The organism is Saprospiraceae bacterium, from assembly GCA_016713025.1.
In the GTDB taxonomy this organism is placed as follows: Bacteria; Bacteroidota; Bacteroidia; order Chitinophagales; family Saprospiraceae; genus OLB9.
This window is the reverse complement of record JADJPZ010000004.1, coordinates 2,358,748-2,381,658: the sequence shown is the minus strand read 5'-3', so window position 1 is coordinate 2,381,658 and position 22,911 is coordinate 2,358,748. Positions and strand designations below refer to the sequence as shown.

At 37.5% G+C, this 22,911-nt stretch carries 19 protein-coding genes; 7 read left to right on the top strand and 12 right to left on the bottom strand.

What is annotated here, in order from left to right; translation table 11 throughout:
- Positions 1–438 precede the first annotated feature (438 nt).
- Both IPK35_16385 and IPK35_16380 read right to left on the bottom strand, forming a co-directional pair.
- Positions 439–2,508, bottom strand: a complete 2,070-nt coding sequence (locus IPK35_16385) for a S46 family peptidase (protein MBK8054794.1) — start codon at positions 2,506–2,508, stop codon at positions 439–441.
- An 87-nt stretch (positions 2,509–2,595) separates the two neighbouring features.
- Entirely contained in the window at positions 2,596–3,414 is an 819-nt protein-coding gene (locus tag IPK35_16380; GenBank protein MBK8054793.1) for a mechanosensitive ion channel family protein, read from the bottom strand.
- A gap of 176 nt (positions 3,415–3,590) precedes the next feature.
- Here IPK35_16380 and IPK35_16375 point away from each other — a divergent pair, with 176 nt between their 5' ends.
- On the top strand, positions 3,591–4,820 hold the full coding sequence (locus IPK35_16375; protein ID MBK8054792.1) for an IS4 family transposase: 1,230 nt from the start codon (positions 3,591–3,593) through the stop codon (positions 4,818–4,820).
- A gap of 128 nt (positions 4,821–4,948) precedes the next feature.
- Here IPK35_16375 and IPK35_16370 read toward each other — a convergent pair whose 3' ends face one another.
- The 6 genes from IPK35_16370 to IPK35_16345 all read right to left on the bottom strand — a co-directional run bounded on the left by IPK35_16370 (position 4,949) and on the right by IPK35_16345 (position 11,008).
- Positions 4,949–5,629 (bottom strand): fused MFS/spermidine synthase, encoded by a 681-nt coding sequence (locus tag IPK35_16370; GenBank protein ID MBK8054791.1) that lies wholly within the window; start codon positions 5,627–5,629, stop codon positions 4,949–4,951.
- The gene (locus tag IPK35_16365; GenBank protein ID MBK8054790.1) at positions 5,626–6,816 is read right to left on the bottom strand and encodes an aspartate aminotransferase family protein; all 1,191 of its coding nucleotides are present in this window, start codon (positions 6,814–6,816) and stop codon (positions 5,626–5,628) included. Before IPK35_16365 ends, IPK35_16370 begins: the two co-directional genes overlap by 4 nt.
- 402 nt (positions 6,817–7,218) lie before the next feature.
- Positions 7,219–8,025, bottom strand: coding sequence for a hypothetical protein (locus IPK35_16360; protein ID MBK8054789.1), 807 nt, complete (start codon positions 8,023–8,025; stop codon positions 7,219–7,221).
- A 4-nt stretch (positions 8,026–8,029) separates the two neighbouring features.
- Positions 8,030–9,142, bottom strand: coding sequence for an endonuclease/exonuclease/phosphatase family protein (locus tag IPK35_16355; protein MBK8054788.1), 1,113 nt, complete (start codon positions 9,140–9,142; stop codon positions 8,030–8,032).
- Positions 9,143–9,525: 383 nt separating this feature from the next.
- Positions 9,526–10,575 (bottom strand): T9SS type A sorting domain-containing protein, encoded by a 1,050-nt coding sequence (locus IPK35_16350; GenBank protein ID MBK8054787.1) that lies wholly within the window; start codon positions 10,573–10,575, stop codon positions 9,526–9,528.
- Between the two features lie 91 nt (positions 10,576–10,666).
- Positions 10,667–11,008: a T9SS type A sorting domain-containing protein gene (locus IPK35_16345; protein ID MBK8054786.1), complete on the bottom strand. Its 342-nt coding sequence runs from the start codon at positions 11,006–11,008 to the stop codon at positions 10,667–10,669.
- A gap of 188 nt (positions 11,009–11,196) precedes the next feature.
- Between IPK35_16345 and IPK35_16340 the strand changes: the two genes are divergently transcribed.
- The gene (locus tag IPK35_16340) at positions 11,197–12,249 is read left to right on the top strand and encodes a galactose mutarotase (protein ID MBK8054785.1); all 1,053 of its coding nucleotides are present in this window, start codon (positions 11,197–11,199) and stop codon (positions 12,247–12,249) included.
- Here IPK35_16340 and IPK35_16335 read toward each other — a convergent pair whose 3' ends face one another.
- The gene (locus IPK35_16335; protein ID MBK8054784.1) at positions 12,250–12,738 is read right to left on the bottom strand and encodes a DUF4920 domain-containing protein; all 489 of its coding nucleotides are present in this window, start codon (positions 12,736–12,738) and stop codon (positions 12,250–12,252) included.
- A gap of 108 nt (positions 12,739–12,846) precedes the next feature.
- Between IPK35_16335 and IPK35_16330 the strand changes: the two genes are divergently transcribed.
- On the top strand, positions 12,847–14,535 hold the full coding sequence (locus tag IPK35_16330; GenBank protein MBK8054783.1) for a caspase family protein: 1,689 nt from the start codon (positions 12,847–12,849) through the stop codon (positions 14,533–14,535).
- A gap of 109 nt (positions 14,536–14,644) precedes the next feature.
- Here IPK35_16330 and IPK35_16325 read toward each other — a convergent pair whose 3' ends face one another.
- Together IPK35_16325 and IPK35_16320 are read right to left on the bottom strand one after the other, a co-directional pair.
- Positions 14,645–14,833, bottom strand: a complete 189-nt coding sequence (locus IPK35_16325; GenBank protein MBK8054782.1) for a hypothetical protein — start codon at positions 14,831–14,833, stop codon at positions 14,645–14,647.
- 15 nt (positions 14,834–14,848) lie between these two features.
- Positions 14,849–15,811 carry an Rpn family recombination-promoting nuclease/putative transposase gene (locus IPK35_16320; GenBank protein MBK8054781.1) on the bottom strand — a complete coding sequence of 321 codons (963 nt, stop codon included), beginning with the start codon at positions 15,809–15,811 and terminating at the stop codon, positions 14,849–14,851.
- Positions 15,812–15,948: 137 nt separating this feature from the next.
- Here IPK35_16320 and IPK35_16315 point away from each other — a divergent pair, with 137 nt between their 5' ends.
- From IPK35_16315 to IPK35_16300, 4 genes are all read left to right on the top strand, one after another.
- The gene (locus IPK35_16315; protein ID MBK8054780.1) at positions 15,949–17,070 is read left to right on the top strand and encodes an alanine racemase; all 1,122 of its coding nucleotides are present in this window, start codon (positions 15,949–15,951) and stop codon (positions 17,068–17,070) included.
- A gap of 16 nt (positions 17,071–17,086) precedes the next feature.
- The gene (locus IPK35_16310; GenBank protein ID MBK8054779.1) at positions 17,087–17,464 is read left to right on the top strand and encodes a RidA family protein; all 378 of its coding nucleotides are present in this window, start codon (positions 17,087–17,089) and stop codon (positions 17,462–17,464) included.
- Positions 17,465–17,474: 10 nt separating this feature from the next.
- Positions 17,475–19,718, top strand: coding sequence for a hypothetical protein (locus IPK35_16305; protein ID MBK8054778.1), 2,244 nt, complete (start codon positions 17,475–17,477; stop codon positions 19,716–19,718).
- 64 nt (positions 19,719–19,782) lie between these two features.
- Positions 19,783–22,059 (top strand): DUF4091 domain-containing protein, encoded by a 2,277-nt coding sequence (locus IPK35_16300; protein ID MBK8054777.1) that lies wholly within the window; start codon positions 19,783–19,785, stop codon positions 22,057–22,059.
- A gap of 12 nt (positions 22,060–22,071) precedes the next feature.
- Here IPK35_16300 and IPK35_16295 read toward each other — a convergent pair whose 3' ends face one another.
- On the bottom strand, positions 22,072–22,899 hold the full coding sequence (locus IPK35_16295; GenBank protein MBK8054776.1) for an alpha/beta hydrolase: 828 nt from the start codon (positions 22,897–22,899) through the stop codon (positions 22,072–22,074).
- Positions 22,900–22,911: the final 12 nt, after the last annotated feature.

Here is a 22,911-nt window from a genome sequence, read left to right as displayed (position 1 = left end):
TGTGCTTGAATTGGGTGGGTCGTCCCTTAAGGGAATGAGGGTAAAGACAGGCATTTTACGATTTTGTGCAATTTGTTTTACACACAGTTACGTGGCAGGACACTTCAGCACAAAAGATAAAGAAAAGCCACAGAACTTTTGATCAGCTATGTGGCTTTTGTATTAATTACGGGGCATAAGTTGCATTTATCGGGCTTAAAAAGCCTGATACTTATACTAATAACGTATGTTATTAAGGGGTAGTCCTTTAAACCCGGATTATGCGTTAGAACTTCGTCATGAAGGTCGAAAGTCCAATAAAATAAGAATTTTCACGAGCGAATCATAGTTACCACTATGGTGAGTGAGTGAAAATTAGCGGAGCGCCTTATTTTGCAGGAATTTCGGCATGTAATAGATTTTCTAATGCTTAATGCGGGTTAAACTTATACAACATCACTACTCTATCTCCCTGATGATCCTGTCAGCTTTAAAAATATACTTCAGGGCTGCGTAAATACCTCCTGCATGAACCGAGACTGTTCTGTTGACCTTTTCATCAAAGATAAAATTGCCGGGAAGTGATTCGATATTTCCGTCAAATATCAAACCTACGGCTTCTTTATTTTTATTGATGAGCGGACTTCCGCTGTTGCCGCCGATGATATCATTGGTAGATACAGTGTTAAAGGGGGATTTGAGCAGTTCCGGAGTCGGATCGAGCCACCTTTGGGGAAGTGAAAATGGGAAAACACCTTTATTGCTATAATACCTGTCATACATGCCATAAAAAGTAGTATTTACAGGTGCTATGGTTCCGTTATAATCATATCCTTTGACCACTCCGTCAGATATTCTGAGCGTAAATGTAGCATCAGGTGGTAGTTTGTCGCCATATACCTTAAAGACCTGATTGGCTATTTTTCCCTCCAATGCCTGTCTTGCGGGGCTTGAATCAACAAATAATTTATTGGCTTCTTTATATTTATTGACCAAAATTCTGGCTGTTTCAAGCAGAACGTCATCATCTTTAGCCATTTTGTCTTCTTTCTCAAAAAACTTTACCACTTTTTTATCCTCTGTAAATTTTGTTTCCTTAACCAAGTAGGCGACAAAATCCTTAATATTTCTTTTACCTAAAACCTTTTGGAGTGTCATATCACCAGGGTAGATATCATCTTTGATTTCCTGAAGAAAAACTGTGAATAACTCGATTTCTTCGTCATCTTTGATAGATTTTGCTTTTTCTGTGATCACAGCTTTCAGTTTATCTTTTTTGTCTTGTGGGGCTGATGTTTTGACCATTTCAGCGTAATTTTCCAAATCATGCATCATAGTATAAATTTTGCCTCTCAAAGGATTGGGAAGAAGCAGTGTAGATGCCCAACCCTGCGGATTGAGTACATCATAGTGTTTGGTCAGATCATCCCAGTAAGTCACTCCAGGTGACTTGGACCGGATATAACTTTCCATAGCTTCCTTTCTTCCAAAAAGTTCAGGGTCTTTTAAGCCTTTGGCTATACCACCAAACGCTTTCATTGAGTTGGCCACATTGGCTATATTGTTTAATAACTCCTGAGCTTCAAACTCTTTTTTTGGGTCATTTTTAATCATATTATATTTTTTCATCATAAGATCATTCCTGTTTTTCATGAACTTATACTGAAGCGGATATCGGTAGTCTCTGTCAAATTTCAATTGTGTCACTGTACGGTATCTTTCCGTTCTTCCCGGGTTACCTACTACAAATACCGGTTCTCCTTCTACAGCTCCTTTCTTGTTGAATTTCAGATAGTTGGCAGAAGTATTGAGTGGTTTCCCATTTTCATCATAAGCTCGCCAGAAGGTAGCATCCAGATTGTATCGAGGATAAGTAAAGTTGTCAGGATCACCACCGAAAAAACCAAGATCGAGTTCAGGAATCCATACTAATCTGATATCGCTATATCTCTTGTAGCCATAAATAGAAAATTTTCCACCGCTATAAAATGTAACCATTTGTAATCGCAAGCCTTTCCAGCCGTCTTTTTGTGCATATATTTTTTGAAGGGAATCCAATGCTGATTTTCTCATCGCTGCAACATCTGCATCCGTTTTAGCATTTTTTACTGCTTTCAGAACCTGAGCTGTGATGTCCTCTGCCATGATCATTTGTTCTACAAAAAGGTCTTCTGCTTTACGTTCATCTTCCAGGTTGACGGCATAAAATCCTTGTTTATCAAAGTTTTCACCTTCTTTTTGCAAGGCTGTCACCACATCTCTGGAACAATGATGATTGGTCATGATCAACCCGTCGGGCGAAATAAATGATGCACTACACCAGGATGCGAATCTTAATGATGATTTTCTGACAAAATCAAACCACTCATCCTGAACATCCATGCCATATGTAGATTTCAGCCATTCCTTAGGTGGATTTTCAAAAGTCCACATTTTACCATAATCATATGGACTTGCTTTTTGCTGTGCTGCTGCATTAGAAAAAACAAAGACAAATGCCAAATATCCAAACAAGAATTTTTTACACATTATTTTATTTTTTTATAATTGAATTAAAGGTCAAATATATTAAAAGACGCGAACAAAATCCTTATAAAAAGCAAAAATATTTGTAGATCAAGGTCCAACTTTTCCAGTCTCGTAACCCTCAGAAAAGGTGATTCCTATTCCGTTATCGCTGTAGACTTTTTTGACATTTGCCATCACTTCGTAATACACTTTCCAGTAATCATCTGGTCGGACATATGGACGTATATTGATCACCAGATTAGTTTCTCCAAATTCTTCGATCCCAATCTCAGGAGCAGGATTTTCAAGGATTTCAGGCATTTGTTTCAATACATATAAAATTAAAGATTTAGTTCTGGGAAAATCCTCTGAATATGGAAGTAAAACCTTGAGCTCAAGTCGGATATTTCCGATTCCGGAAAAATTGGTAATCACACCATTGATGACCTCTCCATTGGGTATGATGAGGACTTTATTTCCGGGAGTCTGCAGTATCGTATTAAAAATCTGAATGTCTGTGACTTTCCCAAATTTTTCCTTGATCTCCACCCAATCTCCTTTTTTATAAGGCTTAAAAACTACGATTATAATGCCGGCTGCAAAATTTCCTAAGCTTCCCTGCAATGCCAATCCTACCGCGAGCCCTCCTGCAGCCAGCACACCCACAAAAGCTGCAGTATTGACGCCAACCATGCCCGCCACACTGATGACCAACAAAACCTTGAGAGCAATATTTGCCAATGTACCCAGAAATGAGCCGATCTCCGGAGTAAATCCTGCTCTTTGCAAAGTAGCCAAAAAAACAGCTGTAAGCTTCTTTATCACCCACAGACCGAGCCACAACACTACTATCGCCAGTACCATATTTGGTAAGGCTTTGATCAGCCAGTCAAAAGCAAGAGTGGCATATTTTTCGACATTATCCATGTAATTTATTTAAAAATTCAAAAGTTCACAATATATACTTAATAATATTATTACGTTGAAAATGAGTCAAATAAGATGTAAAATTTCACTACTAACCGACTTAAAAAATAAAAAAGCGGGTTAACCTCAAAGATTAACCCTTTTGTCATACCTTTTGGCTACCAAACACACTAAGTATGACAGTCAAAGATAACTCAAAAAAATTAGTCGGTCAGCCAATTTTCAAACAATTGATTGATTTTATACCAAAAGATAAGTTTGCAGTATTAGCACTAACCCACAAAACAGATAAGCATTATAGGTCATTCCCTGCTTGGACGCAACTGATCACTATGCTTTTCGGAATATTTAGCAGATGTGATTCTATGGGTGAAATATGTGATGGAATGATGGGAATGCAAGGTAAATTAAATCATCTTGGACTTAAATCGTCACCTGCCAGAAGTACTGCTGGTGATGGATTGAGAGAACGAGACAACGTGTTTTTTGAAAAGCTGTACTTTGAACTTCTGCAACATTTTAAGCCAATTTTGTCGGTCAGCCGCATTAATAATGTATCATTCAGCGACCTATTTATCTTTGATTCGAGTACCATTAGACTATTTTCTGATATTATGAAAGGTGTGGGGCGCAATCCAAAGGATGACGGCAGGAAGAAAGGTGGGCTCAAAGTCCATATGCTCATTGATGCACACGCTGATACCCCTGCGTTTGTAAAGATCAGCGAAGCCAAATGTCATGATAAAACTTTTATTCAATACCTAAACCTTCCCGAGCATAGTATGGTGGTGTTTGACAGGGCTTATAACCATTACCTCCAATTTGCTAAATTTACAGGCAAGAAGATCAATTTTGTATGTAGATTGAAGAAAAATGCAGTGTATGACATCATAGAACAAACATATTGTAAAGAACTGAACGACACAGAATATGGTGTCTTGAAAGAAGAACACATACACCTTAAATACAAGGACAACGGAGAAGAAAAAGCGTTGTGCTTGAGGAAAGTCACGTACAAAGACGTAAAAGGAAGGGTATATGAGTTTATCACCAATAACTTTGAAATAAAAAGAGAAGAAGTAGCTTATATATATAAACTCTGGTGGAATATAGAGCTCCTGTTCAAGAAATTGAAACAAAATTTTCAATTGCACTTTTTCTATTCAGAAACAGAAAACGGGATAAAGACACAAATATGGTGCACATTGATAGCACAATTACTACTCCTGATACTAAAAGTAAAATCCGAAACAAAAAAAGCCTTCTCTACAGTGGCAGCATTGGTGAGGATCCATATGATAAGCCTCATAGATGTAATCTGGATGGTTGAAAACAGCCGCAGAACTTATGTAAAAGCCACAAAGACAAAAAATAAATCACCCTGTCCTCAATTATCGATCTTTTAAAATATGGGGGTACTAAAGGAAGTCTTAAACAATGGTCATTGACAGTCAGTTGTTTATAGGTGAAATTTGATGAATTATAATTTAAGTCGGTTAATAGTGATAAAATTTATTAATATCAGGCTGATTTATTATACATTTATAACGTCTCTTTTGCTGATCATCATGATATTTTTATGCACTTTTATCATTGTTGAATCAAAAAATATCTTTGAAAATACGGTTTCATAATACAGTTTTGCTTTTGAAACATCAATGGAAGTATATCCAAGATGGTTAAACAAAATTATACCTTTTTCACTGATACTATTTTTGACTTGTATTAGAAATGATTCTGTCAGGAAATAAGCAGGTATATTATCATCTACAAAAATATCAATACAGATGATATCAAAAAGTTCGTCATTTTGTTTCACAAATGTGGCAGCATCGGTCTCTATGATTGATATCTCAGAACTCAATTCGGGCATGACATATTTGGAAGCAAGATATATTATCATAGGATCGATTTCCACACCGGTATACCTGTAATTTCTCATAAATACTTTCTCGAGCATATATGGTATACTTCCCATCCCGAAACCCAACAACAAAACATCGGTCTTACCGGAATCCGGAAGCACCATTTTTTTAAAGCATTTTCTGAAATTATAATATTTATCACCATATGAGTAGATCGCATTTTCTGTACACAACTGATATCTTCCGTTTTTCAGAACTACATGTAGTTGATCATTATACTCTGAAGGAACACTTTCTAAGTGCACCTCTGTCAGATAGCTCAATAGTGATGTGATTTTGCTTTCCTTCATCTCAGTATAGCATCCATAGCATTTAAAATCGTCCTTACTCCATATTCGATTTCCTGGTCTGTTATTATCAAAGGAGGTGCTATTCGAAAGGAAGATGCATTGAACAGGAAATAGTCGATCAGGACGCCATCGCTGATGACTCGATCTATCAAAGGAGTGAGTAATGATGGATCACGGATTTCTACAGCCATCATCAGACCGGAAGAGCGCACTTCCTTGATCATGTCATGCTTGAGCAAACTTTTTAAGAGTACTTCTTTTTTTGCTATTTCAGCAATATGAGATTCATGTAAAAGTAGTTTTATAGTTGCCAATGCAGCAGCTACACATACAGGATGGCCACCGAAAGTAGTGATATGCCCCAGTGCAGGATTGCGGGCAAAATGCATCATCAAGTCCGTGGATGCCACCACCCCACCTATGGGCATTCCACCGCCCATGCCTTTTGCTATAAGCAATATGTCAGGAGTAATACCGTATTTTTGATGTGCAAACATTTCCCCTGTGCGACCGAAACCTGTTTGGATTTCATCCAGAATCATCAATGTCCCGGTCTGTTGACACCTGGTTCGGACTTTTTGCAGGTAGTCATTTTCAGGCACAATTATACCTGCTTCAGCTTGTACGGGTTCCAGAATCACACAAGCTGTGTTGTTGGTTATCTTTGCTAAATCTGTTTCATTGTTGAATCTGATGTGTCTTACTCCCGGCATGGTGGGCACAAAATGTTTGGTAAAAGCAGTATCACTTCTCAGGCTTTCTGCTGCGATGGTACTGCCGTGATATGCGTTGGCGCAACTGATGATTTCATATCTTCCTCTAGCTTTTCTTGCCAGTTTTATGGCTGTTTCAACAGCTTCAGATCCACTATTTACATAATACACACTATTGAGACCATTGTTCAAAACTTCGGATAATAATGTGGCATATTCAACCTGTGGTGCCTGAATATGTTCTCCATACACCATAGTATGCATATATGTTTCTGCCTGCATTTTTACCGCATTTACTACGGCAGGATGACAGTGCCCTACTGAACTGACTGATATTCCGGAATCAAAATCAAGATATTTTTTTCCATCAGTCCCATAGATATACATACCTGAAGCATGACTTACTTCCAGACACATAGGAAAATCACTTGTCTGTGCTACGTGCTGCAGAAATAATTGTCTTTTGGAAAACATAAAATATTTTCTGCAAAAGTAGAAGAAATTATTTCATGATAGTGCTATTTGTAAGAAATTGACAAAATTGGTATTCAATAAATTCGGATCGCCAAAAGCATCATTTTTTCCAACCTAACCACCAACCGATGACAGCACCAATTATAGCAACCCAAAGCCTTAATCCTGTCAATAGATAAGCATCAGGAAATATTGAAACTAATTCTACTTTGTCACCTTCAAAAATCTAAGTCAATTACACTTTCATCAAAATGTAATCAACCGGAAACCTGATAATTTTTGATAGTTAAAGATAAATGTATGGGTAAATTAGGGTCACAACTGTTGGGTTAACCCAACAGTTTTCCAATCAATCGGAAAGTCCGTATAATTTGACAAAGTAGAACTAAGCGACTATGTCCATCACCATGAATATCTGACAAAATCAATAAAAGGTAACAAATGCCACTGATTTCCAAAAGGATACGAACCAAAGGTGAGTTTCGATCCTAAACCAAGTTTACATTTTTTTGATGTATTCCAAAAAAACATTGCTGTGCCTTCTCCAAAATAACTTCCTGTCTGACCATATTCAGTTTCATACCTTTTGGTGTTGGAAGGAAAGAAAAATCCTTGTATTTTTGAATAATAATCAAATTTCCCAATAATAGATCCTTCTGCAGCAATAGCTAAGTCCATACCAAAGTTTTTGTAATAGACAGCATTTCTTGGACTGATGACAGGCAGATCGATGGAGCTGCCGGGATTCAACTGCTTATTAAAAAGTGCAAATTCTATCCCAAATTCCCCAGTCAATCTATGTGTGTTTTGCAGATGCCATGTGGAAATCATCCCGTTTTTTAGGGACAACATAAATGGTATATCAAATTCAGGTGAAATCAATCCACCGGTGCCTTCCATAGCAAAGATATTCATCACAGGTGTAGGAGATGATATGCCGTGAATGAATGCAACAGATTGTTTATCAGACCTCTTCCATTGCCATTTTACATCAACGGATGGAGCCATAAAAATCCAAAGTGGATGTCCTCGTAGAGTAACTTTATCTGAAATGCCATATTCTCCCTTTGTAAATAAGGAATATCTCAGGTTGCGGTTATTCAGAATGTCTGCATCTTGACCGTAAGGCTTAAATCGGGTATCTTCCTGTGCATTTAAACTCAGAGTTAGTATCCATGTAAGGAAGAAGATTTTTATTAGTGTTCTCATCTTATTATTTTTTAATGGTCAGTAATGCTGTCACCGCAGCGTGATCGGCTTCTTTTCTGAATTCCTGCCAGGTTTTATGGGAGTTTTTGATGAAAGCGCGATTGGTAAAAAGATAGTCCAGTGTGCGGTTCCAGTCAATATTGGGATCAGATGAGTGCGAATAATATTTTTTTTGATTCAATTTGTATTCGCTGAGAGGAAGAGATGATTCATACCTTTCATACATCGCATTCATCCAATTGATTTCAGGTGTAAAATAGCTTCCTTCTTTGTGAAACTTCTCTACACCGGATTCATGAAATTTTTCTCCTGGACATGCATCAGCAAGACAATAATCTGTAATATCTGAATTAGGAGGAATCAGGTTGTAATCACCTCCGGTCACCATCGCGATTCCGGTTTTACTTAGTGAATCACATATAGCAATATATCTCTGTAATTGACGAAGTTTTGTATCATCAGTCGAATATGCAGACAAATGGGTGTTGATGGCATAAAAACTCTTTCCGTCAGGCATTGTCACCAGTCCGCTGAGTACAGACTCCCTTACATAAAAATACTTGGTCAGAGCATCCACATCAGTTCTTAAAGGTAACGGGTATAAGGTACCTTCTGTCATAGGCCACACTGAAAGGATAGCATTGCCTTCATCGAGCCTGCCAATACCATCACTGGGTATAAACTGACTTTTCCAGTTGGTGCCATAATAGCCATATCCAAAATACGTGCGATCCATGATATATTTCATTTGATCGATGTAAGCAGATCTTTTAGAGTACAGATCAACTTCCTGAAGCAATAGAATATCAGGTTTAAGCTGATTGATACGGGCGATAATACTTTCAAGACTTTTTTCAGTTTCTTTCTTAAGAAGTACGGTCCTGTCTCCGCAGGCATCACCAAACCATAAGATATCTACACCACAACCAAACCTGATATTCCAGGTCATAACAAGTACAGTATCCTTTGCAGGTACAGTTTGAGCATTTTGTTTTGTATAGGTTTCACAATCTCTTATTTCAGGAATTGTATCTACTAGCGGCTCACATCCGGATTGCAACAACCAAAACAAAATCAATACATAAAAGGGATAATTTTTGCTAAAAATCTTTTTCATGACAATCTAAATTTAGCTGGTTAGAAATAAAACAATAACCAATTAATTGCCCTAAGTTATACTGTTTTTATAGTATTGTCAATGATTTAAATCATCATATCCTAAAATCCTGAAATAATGTAGGTAGTGTTTTGAGCCTAAGATATTTTTATGGTTTGACCAAACACTAAAATACTTTACTCAATAAAGCGTTGCACTAAGTGTAGCCGAAGTGAAGGAAATGCTAGCCACAGCTCGGAACGAATACTGAATATAGTCGATCAAGACGATTTTATCAAAACCTAAGTTATTGTAATTGATAGCATTTCTTGGACTGATGACAGACCCACAGCTAAATCAACCAGATTATAAGTCATTATTTAAATCGTTGCAGTATATCTTTTTTAGAGCTTTACAAATTTTGAAATTCCTATATTCTGTGATTTTGCATCAAAAGCTTTGATAAAGTAAACACCGGTTGATAGATCATTGATTTGTATAGATGAGGAGTTTTCGATTTGTGCGGTTCTGATGAATTGTCCATTAGAAGTGATGATCTCGACAGAACGAATATTTTGGTTTTCAGGCAAGTTAATAAAATCAGTTGCTGGACTGGGTGACACATTAAGTTTTTCTATCACTATTTCTTGAGAACCTGATAAGCCATTATTTATCTGAATTACAGAGCTAAATATTTCCTGAGTAAAGTTTTTGTCTGCATATAGTTTTAACGTAACGGATGTGTTTCCTGAAACATTATTGGGAAAAAAGTGGAACTCTATCAAGCTGTTACCCTTTTTAAATTTGTTGGGAAGATTTGGCATGCTTTGATCTACATTATTACCATAACAAAACTCAAGATCACAAATGAAGGTTTCCCATTGAGGTTTCCAGGTAGTGTTGTCCTTTATCACTTTCCAAAACACAGTATATGTTGTATCATGACTGTTGACATATGTAATGTTCAATTTGTTGTCTCCACTTGATGGTGTCGTATTGATCGCAAGCTCTGCTGGGGTTTGTTTAAGATATGTTGCATTAAGGTTGATATTCAGGGTTTTAATTTCTTTAGTGAAGGTTTTGTCTGAGTACAATTTTAGGGCAACATTAGCATTGCCTAAAGTATTTTTGGCATTGAAATGGAATTCAAACTTGTGTGTGCCGGGTTTTAAGTTGTTTGGAAGACTTGTATTGCTTTGATCGACATTGACACTATAGCAAAATTCCGTATCACAAATATAGGTTTCCCAATTTTGTTTGAAAGAGTTGTCCTTTACCAGTTTCCAGTAGACAGGCAATTGGGTATTTAAAGTATTGGTAATTAATATTTCCAAAAGCTGATCACCGCTATTGGGTGCAGCAACAACTGCAAGGTGAGATGGTTTGTAGGTAATATCTGCCTTGACTACTACAAATGAAAGAAAAAAGGAAAGTAAAAGTATAAATCGTTTCATTTTCTTAAAAATTTGGTTTTATAAATAAAAAAAGCTTCCGGTATGTTGAAAGCTTTTAATTATATTTTGAAGAAATCACTATACAAAAATATTATGCACCGTCATAGTTTTTATTGAACTTGAGCGATCGGATGACTTTGTTTTTATCATCCACCATACGAATGATATATAGACCAGGTTTGAGTTCAGAGATATCATGCTGAGCATTATTGTAATGCTGGAAAGATTTTACCTCTTTACTGAAGATATTTAGTATTACTATTTTTTTGACAACAAATGAACCATTTGCAATTTGTATGTAATCAACAGCCGGATTAGGAAAAACTTTGATGTCTTCAATAATTTTAATCTGCTCCTGTGTAGGATTGTTGATTGCAGGAGTATTACTCTGTGCTGAGATGACAGCTGAACAAAGAAGTAATATTATTATCAAGTGTATACTTTTGAACATCAGCTATTCGTTGGTACCGCAAATATAACATGTTTATTGTATAATTCTTCTTAAAAATGTGTTAAATTTTGACTTATCCTTACATTTGTCATATAACTTGCAGAAATACAACGGATTAATTGATATCAAAATGAATATATATTATAAAATAATTTAATTTAAATATAGAAATGTCAAGTTTTGAGATAGAAATTGAAGGGTTTGGATATGTTGGTGACGATGAAGTGACACTCATATCACTGCGTAATCGATACGGGCAAAAGGTGAGTATCACAAATCTTGGTGGTATCGTGCATCGATGGGTTTGTCCTGATCGTTTTGGACAACCAGCTGATATTTTGCTGGGTCGTGAAAATTTAGAGGGTTATTTGACCAATCATCCTTATTTTGGTGCCATAGTCGGCAGGTACGCCAACAGGATCGCTTTTGGAAAGTTTAACATCGGTAGTGAGGAATATCAGCTTCAGACAAATCTTGCCCCACATCATCTGCATGGAGGTGTTGTTGGTTTTGATAAAAAAATATGGGATTTTAAGATATCAAAGGGTACAGACGTATGTACAGTACAGTTGAGCACCATAAGTCCACACCTCGAAGAAGGCTATCCAGGCAATCTTATGATAGAAGTTTGTTATACATTTAATAATAATGAATTGATTATAGAGTATTTTGCTCAAACAGATAAGCCAACGATAGTGAATCTTACCAACCATTGTTATTTTAATCTGTCAGGTCGTCAGAATGGCGATGTTCTGGACCATGAGGTTCGTATTGCGGCCGATAATTATACAGAAGTAGATGATACTTTGATCCCAACCGGAAGAATACAATCTGTGCAAGGATCGATCCTTGATTTGAGAAATTACAGGAAACTCAGCGAATGTATACTTGCACATGATCCTATATTTTCGAATACAAACGGATTTGATCACAATTATGTAGTAAATGATCATCAACATGATGTACCTATCGCACAAGTAAAACATGAAGCTTCAGGCCGTTTGCTTGAAGTGTTTACAGATCAACCGGGTGTTCAGCTTTATACTGGTAATTGGCTTGGTGATGTTGATGGAAAAGAAGGCAAATATAAACCATATGCAGGTTTATGTCTGGAAACACAGCATTTTCCGGATTCTCCCAATCATAGCAGTTTTCCCACAACCTTATTGATACCAGGTGAGCAGTATTACTCAAAGACGATATACAAAGTCAGTAATTTTTGACTATTTCTTAATCATGACGCCTGATGCCATGAACTTGAGTTCTGTAACAGGTTCAGTAATTTTTTCAATTTCCTCAGGAGTTTTACCTTCATCTTCTGCAAAGTGTTTCAAATCTTCGACGGAAGTTATTTCTCTGTATGCTTTTCCGAGCATGACCACTTCTTTGCCAGCAAGATCCTTGGGCATAAAAAAGCCATAATCTTCAAACTGAACAAACATTTCTGTATTAGTTGTATCTGCATCTGAGACTATATTCATCCAGCAACCTTTGGTCTGACAAACTCCTGAAACTTTACCAACTACTTTGGCATTGACTGAGTCTGATACTGACATCTTTTGAAGTAAAGCATCGTAAGTAATCATGCCGGAAGTGTCGATTTTTTCTCCAAAGTGGATACCATCACCAACCATGTCCTCGCCGGACTTTGAATTTTTGCAGGCTGACAATGAAATGAATACTATCAAAAAATAAAAAGATAAATTTTTCATAAAACTCGATTTTGAAATAATAAAATGTAATTGAATTAAGTTTACTGTCAGAACAAATCCTTCGCCTTCAGAATAACAAATACATAATTGCCCTTAAAGTATCGAATTATGCAAAAGTTATTCTTTATCTTACTCTTATTTTCACTTTGCCATTTAACCGCAAACGCCAACTGCCTTCGAGGAAACTGTATCAACGGCAAAGGTACATTTTTATACAAAAACAGCACCCAATACACCGGAAGTTTTTTGAATGGTAAGCCTCACGGGTCAGGAGTCCTAAAGAACGCTGACGGCAGTGTTTTTGATGGATCATTTTTTCAGGGATATAAAAATGGGAAGGGGACGATGTCTTATAAATCAGGAGATGTTTATGAAGGAAATTTTGAAAATGATGTCATGTCCGGATTTGGTGTCATCACATACAGAAACGGAGATAAATATGAGGGTCAGTGGATCAATTCCAAATCCAATGGCAAGGGGAAATACACCTTTAATGATGGTGAAATGTACGAGGGTGATTTTTTAGATGGTGAATTTACAGGGATTGGAAAATTTACCAGAAAAGATGGTTCATATTATGATGGAGAATGGTTAAGAAATAAGAAACATGGCTCAGGTATCACCTATGACAAAAGAGGGAGACGAGTACAGTATTATGATATGAATAAGTTGACCAGTGAAAAAGAAGTTTCTTCACAAAATCAAACACAACAAGCATATACCGCAACCCAATATCAAAATCATGAAAATAACTGTAATACCAAGTATTGTCATCAGGAGCAAGGAGTATATAGGTATGGCGACGGAAGTATATACAGTGGGCAGTTTTTAAACGGGCAGGGAGATGGCACGGGCAGTTGTAATTATGCCAATGGCAACAGATATGAAGGTGGTTGGAAAAATCATGCTCCTCACGGCAAAGGCACTTTATATTTTAGTTCGGGCAATACCTATTCAGCCATATGGGAGCACGGAAAACCAAAACAAAAGATCACAGAATTAGTAAATAAACCAACAACTCAAAATCTAGCTGCAGGTAGCAACATTTCTCGACCGCAAACAGATATAAGAGCTGGAGAAACAAAAGTTTTTGCTATCATAGTAGGAGTGGCAAGCTATCAGCATATGCCATCACTTAAATATACTGACGATGATGCATATCAACTTTATGCTTTTCTGAAGAGCCCCGAAGGTGGGGCGATTCCTGACCATCAGATAAAAATACTGATAGATGAAGGAGCTACAGACCAAACGATCAGAAAAGAACTGAAATACATTGCTTCTCTGGCAGATGCCAATGATGTGATATTGCTATACCTTTCCGGACATGGGATAGATGGGGCCTATGCACCAGGAGATTTTGACGGGTATAAAAACCACTTGCCTTATGAGGACATACTGGCTGAACTCAACAAATCAAAAGCCAAGCACAAACTTTTTATAGCTGATGCATGTCACTCGGGGTCCATGATAGCTGCAGCAAGAAGCCCGCTCCATATTTCTATGGAAAACTTTTACAATGCGTACAATGCTGCCGAATCAGGGACGGCAATACTGATGTCATCAAAAAAAGATGAAGTTTCGTTGGAATACGGAGGTCTGAGACAAGGAATTTTTTCTCACTTTCTCATCAAAGGACTCAAAGGGATGGCAGATACCAATAAAGATAAACTTGTCACCATCAATGAACTGTATCAATATATTTCATCGCAGGTTAAGTCATATACCAATCATGCTCAAACTCCATCTATCACAGGTGATTATGATAAAAATATGCCGGTTGCTATGATCCGGTAGTAATAATGTTTGGGAGCTTTAACAATTAATTGGTTACCAAGGCTCTTGCATAGTGATGAAAACTGAATGTGTCATTCTTTTGGCAATCTATTTGATCAAACCTGCTCTATTAGATCCTTTTGTGCTCCTTGAGTATGCTTATAACTTCTGATTCTGACAAGCCAGAAATATTTGTAATCATAGCCATAGGTATATCCTGATCAAAACAATTGAGAACTACCTCGATCTTCCCTTCGATTTTTCCTTCGATCTTCCCTTCATTCCTGTTTTTTTGGACTATTCTGTCGTATGTAGTCATGATATAGTACTTCTATTAGATCCTTTTGTGCTCCTTGAGTATGCTTATGACTTCTGATTCTGACAAGCCAGAAATATTTATAATCATAGCCATAGCTATATCCTGATCAAAACAATTGAGAACTACCTCGATCTTCCCTTCGATCTTCCCTTCGATCTTCCCTTCGATCTTCCCTTCGATCTTCCCTTCGATCTTCCCTTCATTCCTGTTTTTCTGGACTATTCTGTCATATGTGGTCATGATATTATTTTTAATGGGTTGTGGTATAGATTTTATGGTTTCTGCCAATACTTCCTCCGTAATGTCAGATACATTTAATGCATAAACTACTATCTTCTCCAAAAAGTTCAAGTTTGGGTCTTTTATTGGAAATAGACGGAATATCCTTTCAAAATCAGCTTGCAGTTTTACAGGGTTTATGCGCCACTTTTGGGCTATCACCGCTGCCGCCATCATAGTATCTCTGATAGTTTCAATCTTATCTTCTGAGATAGTATTGAGCGCAAAAAACAAGTAATTAAGCTTTGGTACATAGTTTTTGATATAGTCAGGGTACGAGTGAAATAAAGAAGAAAGGTCAGCTAAAATCCATTCCTTTTTTCCTTGGTAGTAAATCAATGGTATGATGACTTTTAACTTCTTTTTCTCCGCCAGACACTTCACCCAATGTGCAAACATATAGTGGCCCACCTGTATTAACACATGTTTGTCACTGGAAGATTTGTGTTCAAAAAGAATGGATATATCCGTTTTAGTATCAGCATTATTCTTTAAAGAAACTTCAAAAACCAAGTCAGAAAAATGCTCTTTCAATGCTTCATTCAGATAGGACTCTTGCAGTACTCGCAGTGTAGGCAAATCAAGATTATTAATCATTTCATCGGGCAAGAATCGCTCTAAAAAAGCAATAGCTCTGACCGGATCAGAAAAAGATTCTCTAACGAATTTGTCGTGGATATTGTGGACACCCTCTTGCATTTCACAAAAATACAAAAATCAATTCAAATTGTACAAATCATTTTATAAACTATATAAACTATATTTATAGCAATACCGTATGCAGGTTTCTTTGGAAATGATTACATTTAGGTCTTTAATCAGATCCTTTACTGTTCATGAATATCATTACTGACCTTTGCGAACCCACATTACTACTAGACGAGGTCAGATGTAGAAACAACATAAAGCAAATGGTCAAAAAGGCTCAGAAGTGTAAAGTACTTTTCAGACCACACTTTAAAACACATCAAAGCCACGAAATTGGCAGATGGTTCAGGCAGGAAGGTGTAAATGCTATTACTGTCTCTTCTTTAAAGATGGCTTCTTTTTTTGCAGAAGATGGCTGGAACGATATTACTGTAGCAATACCTGTCAACACAAGAGAAAAGCACAGAATTAATGATCTTGCTCAAAAAGTAAATTTACATCTCTTGGTTGCCGACATCTCAGGTACCATGAGTTTGGCTGAAAGTGTTGAACACCCTATCAATGTCTGGATAAAAATTGATACAGGATATCGCCGCACGGGTGTATTGTACGAAGATGATGTAATGTTAATGTCTATTATCAATCTTATAGAGAAAAGCAGATTACTTTGTTTTGCAGGATTTCTAACCCATACCGGAAACAGTTATTATTGCAGGTCAACAGATGAAATATTGGAATTGCACCATACCACAATGCAAATATTGTTTCATCTGAAAGAAAAATATAAACCTCAATATCCGAATATAAAGATATCAGTGGGCGATACGCCGACTTGTAGTGTAGCTGATGATTTTAGCCTTGTGGATGAGATCAGACCAGGCAATTTTGTATTTTATGATATTATGCAAGTCCAGATATCGGCATGTAAGCCTGAAGATATTGCAGTCGCAGTAGCTTGTCCCGTAGTTGCAAAACATAAAGATAGAAACGAGATCATCATCATAGGTGGTGGTATCCACCTGTCGAAAGATTTTATCGTGAATGACCATAATCAAAAAAATTATGGTGATCTGGTCTTTCTGGAGTCAAATGGGTGGAGTAAACCTATGGAAGGCTGCTTTTTGAGCAAACTATCTCAGGAACATGGAACGCTTGTGGTTTCTGATCAAGTATTTGACCGGATAGACACAGGTGACATGGTAGGCATTTTACCTGTACATTCATGTATGACAGCAAACTTGATCGGAAAATATACCACCTTGACAGGAAATGCCATAGATTATTTTGATATCAGGAAGGATTATTTGTAATTTATAAAGATAGAGTATGAAATTAATAAATGTTTCAGGAAAGTCAGCCCCAACAGGGCACTATAGTCAGGCTGTATCCAGCAATGGTTCTGTGTACTTATCTGGCATCCTTCCTATAGATCAGGGGACAGGCGAAAAACTTTCAGCAGGGTCATTCAAAATACAAGTCAGTCAAGTCTTCAAAAATCTGAAGGATATTCTGGATGAATGTGGTTTGACCACATCACATTTGGTCAAAGTGAATGCATATATCAAAAACGCAGAAAACTGGGGAGCATTTAACTCCCTGTACGCAGAATTTATGGGTGATCACAAACCAGCAAGGACAGTGATACCAGTGCAGGAACTGCATTATGGATTTTTGATTGAATTGGATGCTATTGCTGAAATATAGAAAGGAAACGATGAAAATCAGATTAGCTATATTTTGTAATATTTTCATCTTTTTGTTTGTAACCCCAAAACAAATATGGTCTCAACCGTTCAGGCACCATCATCTCAGTTTTAATGGAATTCCTGATAAATGGGACGAAGGTCTTCCACTTGGCAATGGTTCATTGGGCGTTTTGATATGGCAAAAAGATAAAAAATTGAGAATGGCACTCGATAATGTCTTCTTGTGGGATGACAGACCCATGCCTGAAATCGATAAACTGAAATTTGATTGGGTAGTAGATCAGGTCAATAGAAATGACTATGCACCAGTTCAGAAACTGGGCGATGAACCTTATGAAGCCAATGCGGCGCCAACTAAAATTCCTGCTGCAGCAATTGAATTTGATACAAAAAGTTTTGGAAAAGTAACATCTTCTCATCTGGATATAAAATCTGCTGTTGCCAATATCAGATGGGAAAATGGTGTGACTATGGAAAGCTATATTCATGCATCAAAAAATTATGGGTTCTTTGAATTCAAAAATTTACCAAGTGTGCTTCAATTTGAGATTGTTCCTCCCAAATATCAGAATGTAATAAAAAGTACCGGCGAAAACTCCGTTTCAGGATCCGGGCTTGAAAAATTGGGATATCCTGCTGGAACCATCATTAAAACAGAAAAAAGCTACACCTACTTTCAGCCTTGTCATGGCAAGAGTTGGTATAAAGTCATCATCAATTTTACCAGTAACGGAAAATCGCTCAGAGGGCAATGGACCATCATATGGAGCGATCATGGCTCCGGATCTACACAAGCCAGGATGCCCAAAAGAGATAAAAATAGTCATACAGCTTGGTGGAAGTCATTTTGGTCCAAATCTTCATTGTCAGTTCCTGACCCTATATTAGAAAAGCAGTATTATCTTGAGATGTATAAGTTTGGGTGTACAGCAAGGGCACATACTCCACCTATATCTTTGCAAGCGGTCTGGACAGCTGACAATGGCAGATTGCCGCCTTGGAAAGGAGATTTTCATCATGATTTAAATACGCAGTTGAGTTATTGGCCGGGATATATTGCAAATCACACCGATCTCACAGCAGGATTTACCAACTGGTTGTGGAGTACGCGAAACGTAAACAGGAAGTGGACAAAAAGTTATTTCGGTGCAGAAGGATTGAATGTCCCTGGTGTCACTACCATCAGTGGCAAAGAAATGGGAGGATGGATACAGTACTCCATGAGTCCGACTACAGTGGCTTGGTTGGCTCAGCATTTTTACTGGCAATATCAATACGGACAAGACAAAGTGTTCTTGATTAACAGATGCTTACCTTACTTTAGGGAAGCCGAACAATATTTTTCTTCTATCTTAAAATTAGATAAAAATGGTCATTTGACTTTGCCATTGAGTTCATCCCCTGAAATTCATGATAACAGTATAAAAGCGTGGTATCAAACTTTCACCAACTATGATCTGTCTTTGATGAAGTGGTTTTATACTGCCTGTAAAGAATTGTATCAAATCACAAATGATTCAGATATATCCCGTATTGAAAAAATATTGACAAGACTTCCTGAATTGAGTATAAATGAAACGGGATTAATGGTCTCAGCAACTGAAAATCTTGAGGATTCTCACCGACATTTATCCAATTACATGGCGATTTTTCCTTTGGAAATCATCACCCTGAATGAAAATAAAGAGATTTTTGAAAAATCGATCCGACATATCGAAAAACTCGGAACAAAAGCTTGGGTCGGATATTCTTTTAGTTGGATGGCATGTGTATATGCTAAAGCTAGGGAATCAGAAAAAGCAGCTGATATGCTCAGGAAGTTTGCCACTAATTTTACATCGCCTAACAGTTTTCATCTCAATGGAGATCAAAAGGGTGGTCAATATTCCTCATTTACTTACAGACCATTTACGCTGGAAGGCAATTTTGCTTTTGCAAGAGGACTTCAGGAAATGTTGTTGCAGTCACATGAGGGCTTTATAGATTTGTTTCCAGCCGTCCCCGATGATTGGAAAAATATCGGATTTGATCAATTCAGAACAAAAGAAGGAGTTATGGTAAGTGCACAAAAATCTGAAGGAAACATTAAAAGTGTCACCATCAAGGCTGATGTCGATGTTAATATTAAGATGACATTGCAGAAATCAATGTTTGATATTAATGGAATTAAAACCAATAATATTCAGTTTGAAGGTGATACAATTTTATTAAAGTTGGAAAAAGGTGATGTTGTACATCTGAGTAGAAAATAATAATTTTAATTTTAGTTTATCAACATTTTTTTTTCGATTTCATAATTAAAAATTCATTTAAGCCATGTATAAAATTATCTACATCCTGATTTGTGTATTAGTTGTTTCTTTCACGCAGGCACAACAAACTGAAAAGGTAGACCCCAATCATGTTTCAACAGGTGGGTATGGTTATTTACTGCATCAGGATAAAACTGCCGGTATCTGGTGGTGTGAAGGAGCATATAAAGTGATGCGCGATGTTTCATTGCCTTCCAAAACATCTGCTAACATTGATATCAAATCAGCAAAAAACGAGTTTGAGTCATTTATCATCAGTATCCGACCTTCTGTAAGAATGGATAAAGTCAGGATAGAACCCGGAGTGCTCATCCATTCAGATGGAAAAACAAGCATTTCTAATTCCCAATTTCAGATAAAAAGAGTAGAATACGTAAAAGTCAATAAACCAACTGACAATTACGGTTTTACAGGATGGTGGCCCGACCCTCTTCCTGAGTACGTGGTACCTGCTACACTAACTCCCGGAGAAAATCATCCATTTTGGGTGACTGTCAAAATACCTGGAGATGCCAAATCAGGAAGTTATACAGGAAAACTGACATTAAGCAGTGGTGAATGGAGACATGAGGTATTATTAAAGCTTCACGTCTGGAATTTTTCTTTGCCAACAAGTCCAACCATGCGCTCAGGATTTGGTTTCAGTATGAATAATATTGAAAAATATGATAATATATATAATACAGAAGATGAGTTGAAAGTGTTTGATCAGTATATGAAAACTTTTAGTGATTACAAGATTTCTCCATATAATCCATTTGAATATGCACCTATAGGAGAGAAGGTGACAGGAGTACATTGGAAAGGAGGGGTGTTTGATAGTAAAAACATTTATGAAGGCAACTATTCATACAAGCTCACGGACCAGTCTCCCACTGCCAATGTTGAAGCAGTTCATGCAGATTTTATTGCAGTAGATTACAGAGAATCCTATATGCTTACTTGGGTGACACGTGCATCTGCAGATAATCACGAATATGTGGTAGGTATGGAGTGTTATGATGCTGATAAAAAATGGATAATATTTGAAAACAGATTTGACATATTTTCCACCGGTAATGCCTGGAAAAACGATACGCTCAGAATGGGTAGGTTACAACCTGAAATCAAATATCTCAGGATCAAGTTGTACGCGACCAACAAAACTCTTTCAGGAGAAAATAAAGGAACGGTATGGTTTGACGATATGGCTTTGAATCATATCGGTACAGGAAAAAATATGTTGCCCGGTGGTGATTTTGAGGTAGCAACAGATATGATAGATATAAAGCTCGATTTCAGCAAGTTTAATGAAGCAGGACGGAAGTACTTTGATGAATTTGGATTCACCGGTTACAATCTACGGTTGAAAGGATTGGGCAGCGGTACTTATTATGAACGGGAGTATGGCAGATTTGAAGGATTTGAGCAGGGTACTCCCGAATACAACAGGTTGATGAAGAGATATTTGTCACAGATGCAGGAGAATCTTAAGAAACAAGGATGGTTGGGTAAGGAATATATATATTGGTTTGACGAACCCAACGAACCAGATTATGAGTTTGTCAAAGGAACCAATGCCCTGATCAAAAAGTATGCCCCAGAGATCAAAACATTTCTGACCGAACATGTCGCCGGGCAGGATATCTCTGATGTGACGGATATCAGCTGCACTATCTGGCACAAATTGGACCATGAGAAGATCAGAAAGATGAATGAAAAAGGACTCGAACACTGGTCGTACCTTTGCTGCTGGCCAAAGTCGCCCTGGATATCAGAATTTATCGACCACGATGCCATCAATATGCGCATGTGGTTGTGGGCATCATACAAACACCAGCTCAAAGGAATCCTGATGTGGGAGACCACTTACTGGAATTCTGAAGCGGCATCACCGGCCGGATACCTGCAGAATCCCTGGGAAGAAGCCATGTCATTTGTCAATGGATATGGATGGCCGTCAGGAAAACAAACCATCTGGGGCAACGGTGACGGAAGGTATTTTTATCCCAACAACAGAAAGCCGGGTATCGATAAATCGACATATACAGGTACACCCATTCCGTCTTTACGACTTGAGTTGCTTCGGGATGGTATCGAAGATTATGAGTATATGGTGATCCTTCAAAAAACTGTACAAAAGGCTGATAAAAAGAAAGAAAAGCTGATCAATGAAGCAATGGCTCTTCTGGAAATACCCGAATCTGTATACAAGGATGAAAAAACATATACTAAAAACCCATTACATCTGTATCAACACCGGCAAAAGATGGCGGAGATGATTGTCAGGTTGGGTGAGTAGGTTAAATCCTATTTATTTCTTGCTCAATATTTTCTTTGAAATGTCACGAACTTCTCGTAATAGCAAAGGAAAAGCTGGTTCAGGCATGTTTCCGTGATCGAAACCCTGGAGCTCATACAATTTTGTTGAAGTATGGCCTGTTAATTGCATCATTCTGGCCAAATAGGCGTTTTCTTCATATCGGCCTAATAGTTCCATCTCACGATCTCCTGTGATCAACAGCAATGGTGGTGCACCTGCTCTCACGTGATATAGTGGAGCCATATCGTCGATTGTAGGTTGAGTATCTTTGATCCCTCTTTCTTTTCTGATAGTAAAGTGAGTGACGGCCTGTCCACTGAAAGGGATTATACCAGCAATTTGATCAGCATTGATACTATGGTGGTTAAGGTACTTTTTATCAAGTCCTATCATCATGCCCAGATAACCACCTGCAGAATGGCCGGAAACAAAAATAAGATCAGTATTGCCGCCATATTTATGGATGTTCTGAAAAGTCCAGGCTACAGCGGCGGCTGCATCTTCTATGTAAACGGGAGCACTTACCTTTGGAGAGAGCCTGTAACCCACTCCAATAACAGCATATCCTTTTTCCATCAAAGCCTTTGGAATTTCCTTTTGCCCACCTGCGATCCCGCCCCCATGAAACCAAATAATTGTGGCAAAATTACGTCCATCTTTAGGGTAATATATATCCAGCAGGCACTGAGATGTTTTGTATGCATCACCTTTTATTTCAGTAATGGCATAGTAGGGTAGATCCTTTTGGATTACATATTCCTGTTGACAAGTGGTTGAATATGAGTGCACTATTAAAAGTAAAATGACAATAAATTTCATGATGAAGTTATC

Bases quoted from the DNA above. Each gene is read 5' to 3' on its own strand.
- IPK35_16385 (MBK8054794.1), bottom strand. From the start codon at position 2,508: ATGTGTAAAAAATTCTTGTTTGGATATTTGGCATTTGTCTTTGTTTTT.
- IPK35_16380 (MBK8054793.1), bottom strand. From the start codon at position 3,414: ATGGATAATGTCGAAAAATATGCCACTCTTGCTTTTGACTGGCTGATC.
- IPK35_16375 (MBK8054792.1), top strand. From the start codon at position 3,591: ATGACAGTCAAAGATAACTCAAAAAAATTAGTCGGTCAGCCAATTTTC.
- IPK35_16370 (MBK8054791.1), bottom strand. From the start codon at position 5,629: ATGAAGGAAAGCAAAATCACATCACTATTGAGCTATCTGACAGAGGTG.
- IPK35_16365 (MBK8054790.1), bottom strand. From the start codon at position 6,816: ATGTTTTCCAAAAGACAATTATTTCTGCAGCACGTAGCACAGACAAGT.
- IPK35_16360 (MBK8054789.1), bottom strand. From the start codon at position 8,025: ATGAGAACACTAATAAAAATCTTCTTCCTTACATGGATACTAACTCTG.
- IPK35_16355 (MBK8054788.1), bottom strand. From the start codon at position 9,142: ATGAAAAAGATTTTTAGCAAAAATTATCCCTTTTATGTATTGATTTTG.
- IPK35_16350 (MBK8054787.1), bottom strand. From the start codon at position 10,575: ATGAAACGATTTATACTTTTACTTTCCTTTTTTCTTTCATTTGTAGTA.
- IPK35_16340 (MBK8054785.1), top strand. From the start codon at position 11,197: ATGTCAAGTTTTGAGATAGAAATTGAAGGGTTTGGATATGTTGGTGAC.
- IPK35_16335 (MBK8054784.1), bottom strand. From the start codon at position 12,738: ATGAAAAATTTATCTTTTTATTTTTTGATAGTATTCATTTCATTGTCA.
- IPK35_16330 (MBK8054783.1), top strand. From the start codon at position 12,847: ATGCAAAAGTTATTCTTTATCTTACTCTTATTTTCACTTTGCCATTTA.
- IPK35_16325 (MBK8054782.1), bottom strand. From the start codon at position 14,833: ATGACTACATACGACAGAATAGTCCAAAAAAACAGGAATGAAGGGAAG.
- IPK35_16320 (MBK8054781.1), bottom strand. From the start codon at position 15,811: ATGCAAGAGGGTGTCCACAATATCCACGACAAATTCGTTAGAGAATCT.
- IPK35_16315 (MBK8054780.1), top strand. From the start codon at position 15,949: ATGAATATCATTACTGACCTTTGCGAACCCACATTACTACTAGACGAG.
- IPK35_16310 (MBK8054779.1), top strand. From the start codon at position 17,087: ATGAAATTAATAAATGTTTCAGGAAAGTCAGCCCCAACAGGGCACTAT.
- IPK35_16305 (MBK8054778.1), top strand. From the start codon at position 17,475: ATGAAAATCAGATTAGCTATATTTTGTAATATTTTCATCTTTTTGTTT.
- IPK35_16300 (MBK8054777.1), top strand. From the start codon at position 19,783: ATGTATAAAATTATCTACATCCTGATTTGTGTATTAGTTGTTTCTTTC.
- IPK35_16295 (MBK8054776.1), bottom strand. From the start codon at position 22,899: ATGAAATTTATTGTCATTTTACTTTTAATAGTGCACTCATATTCAACC.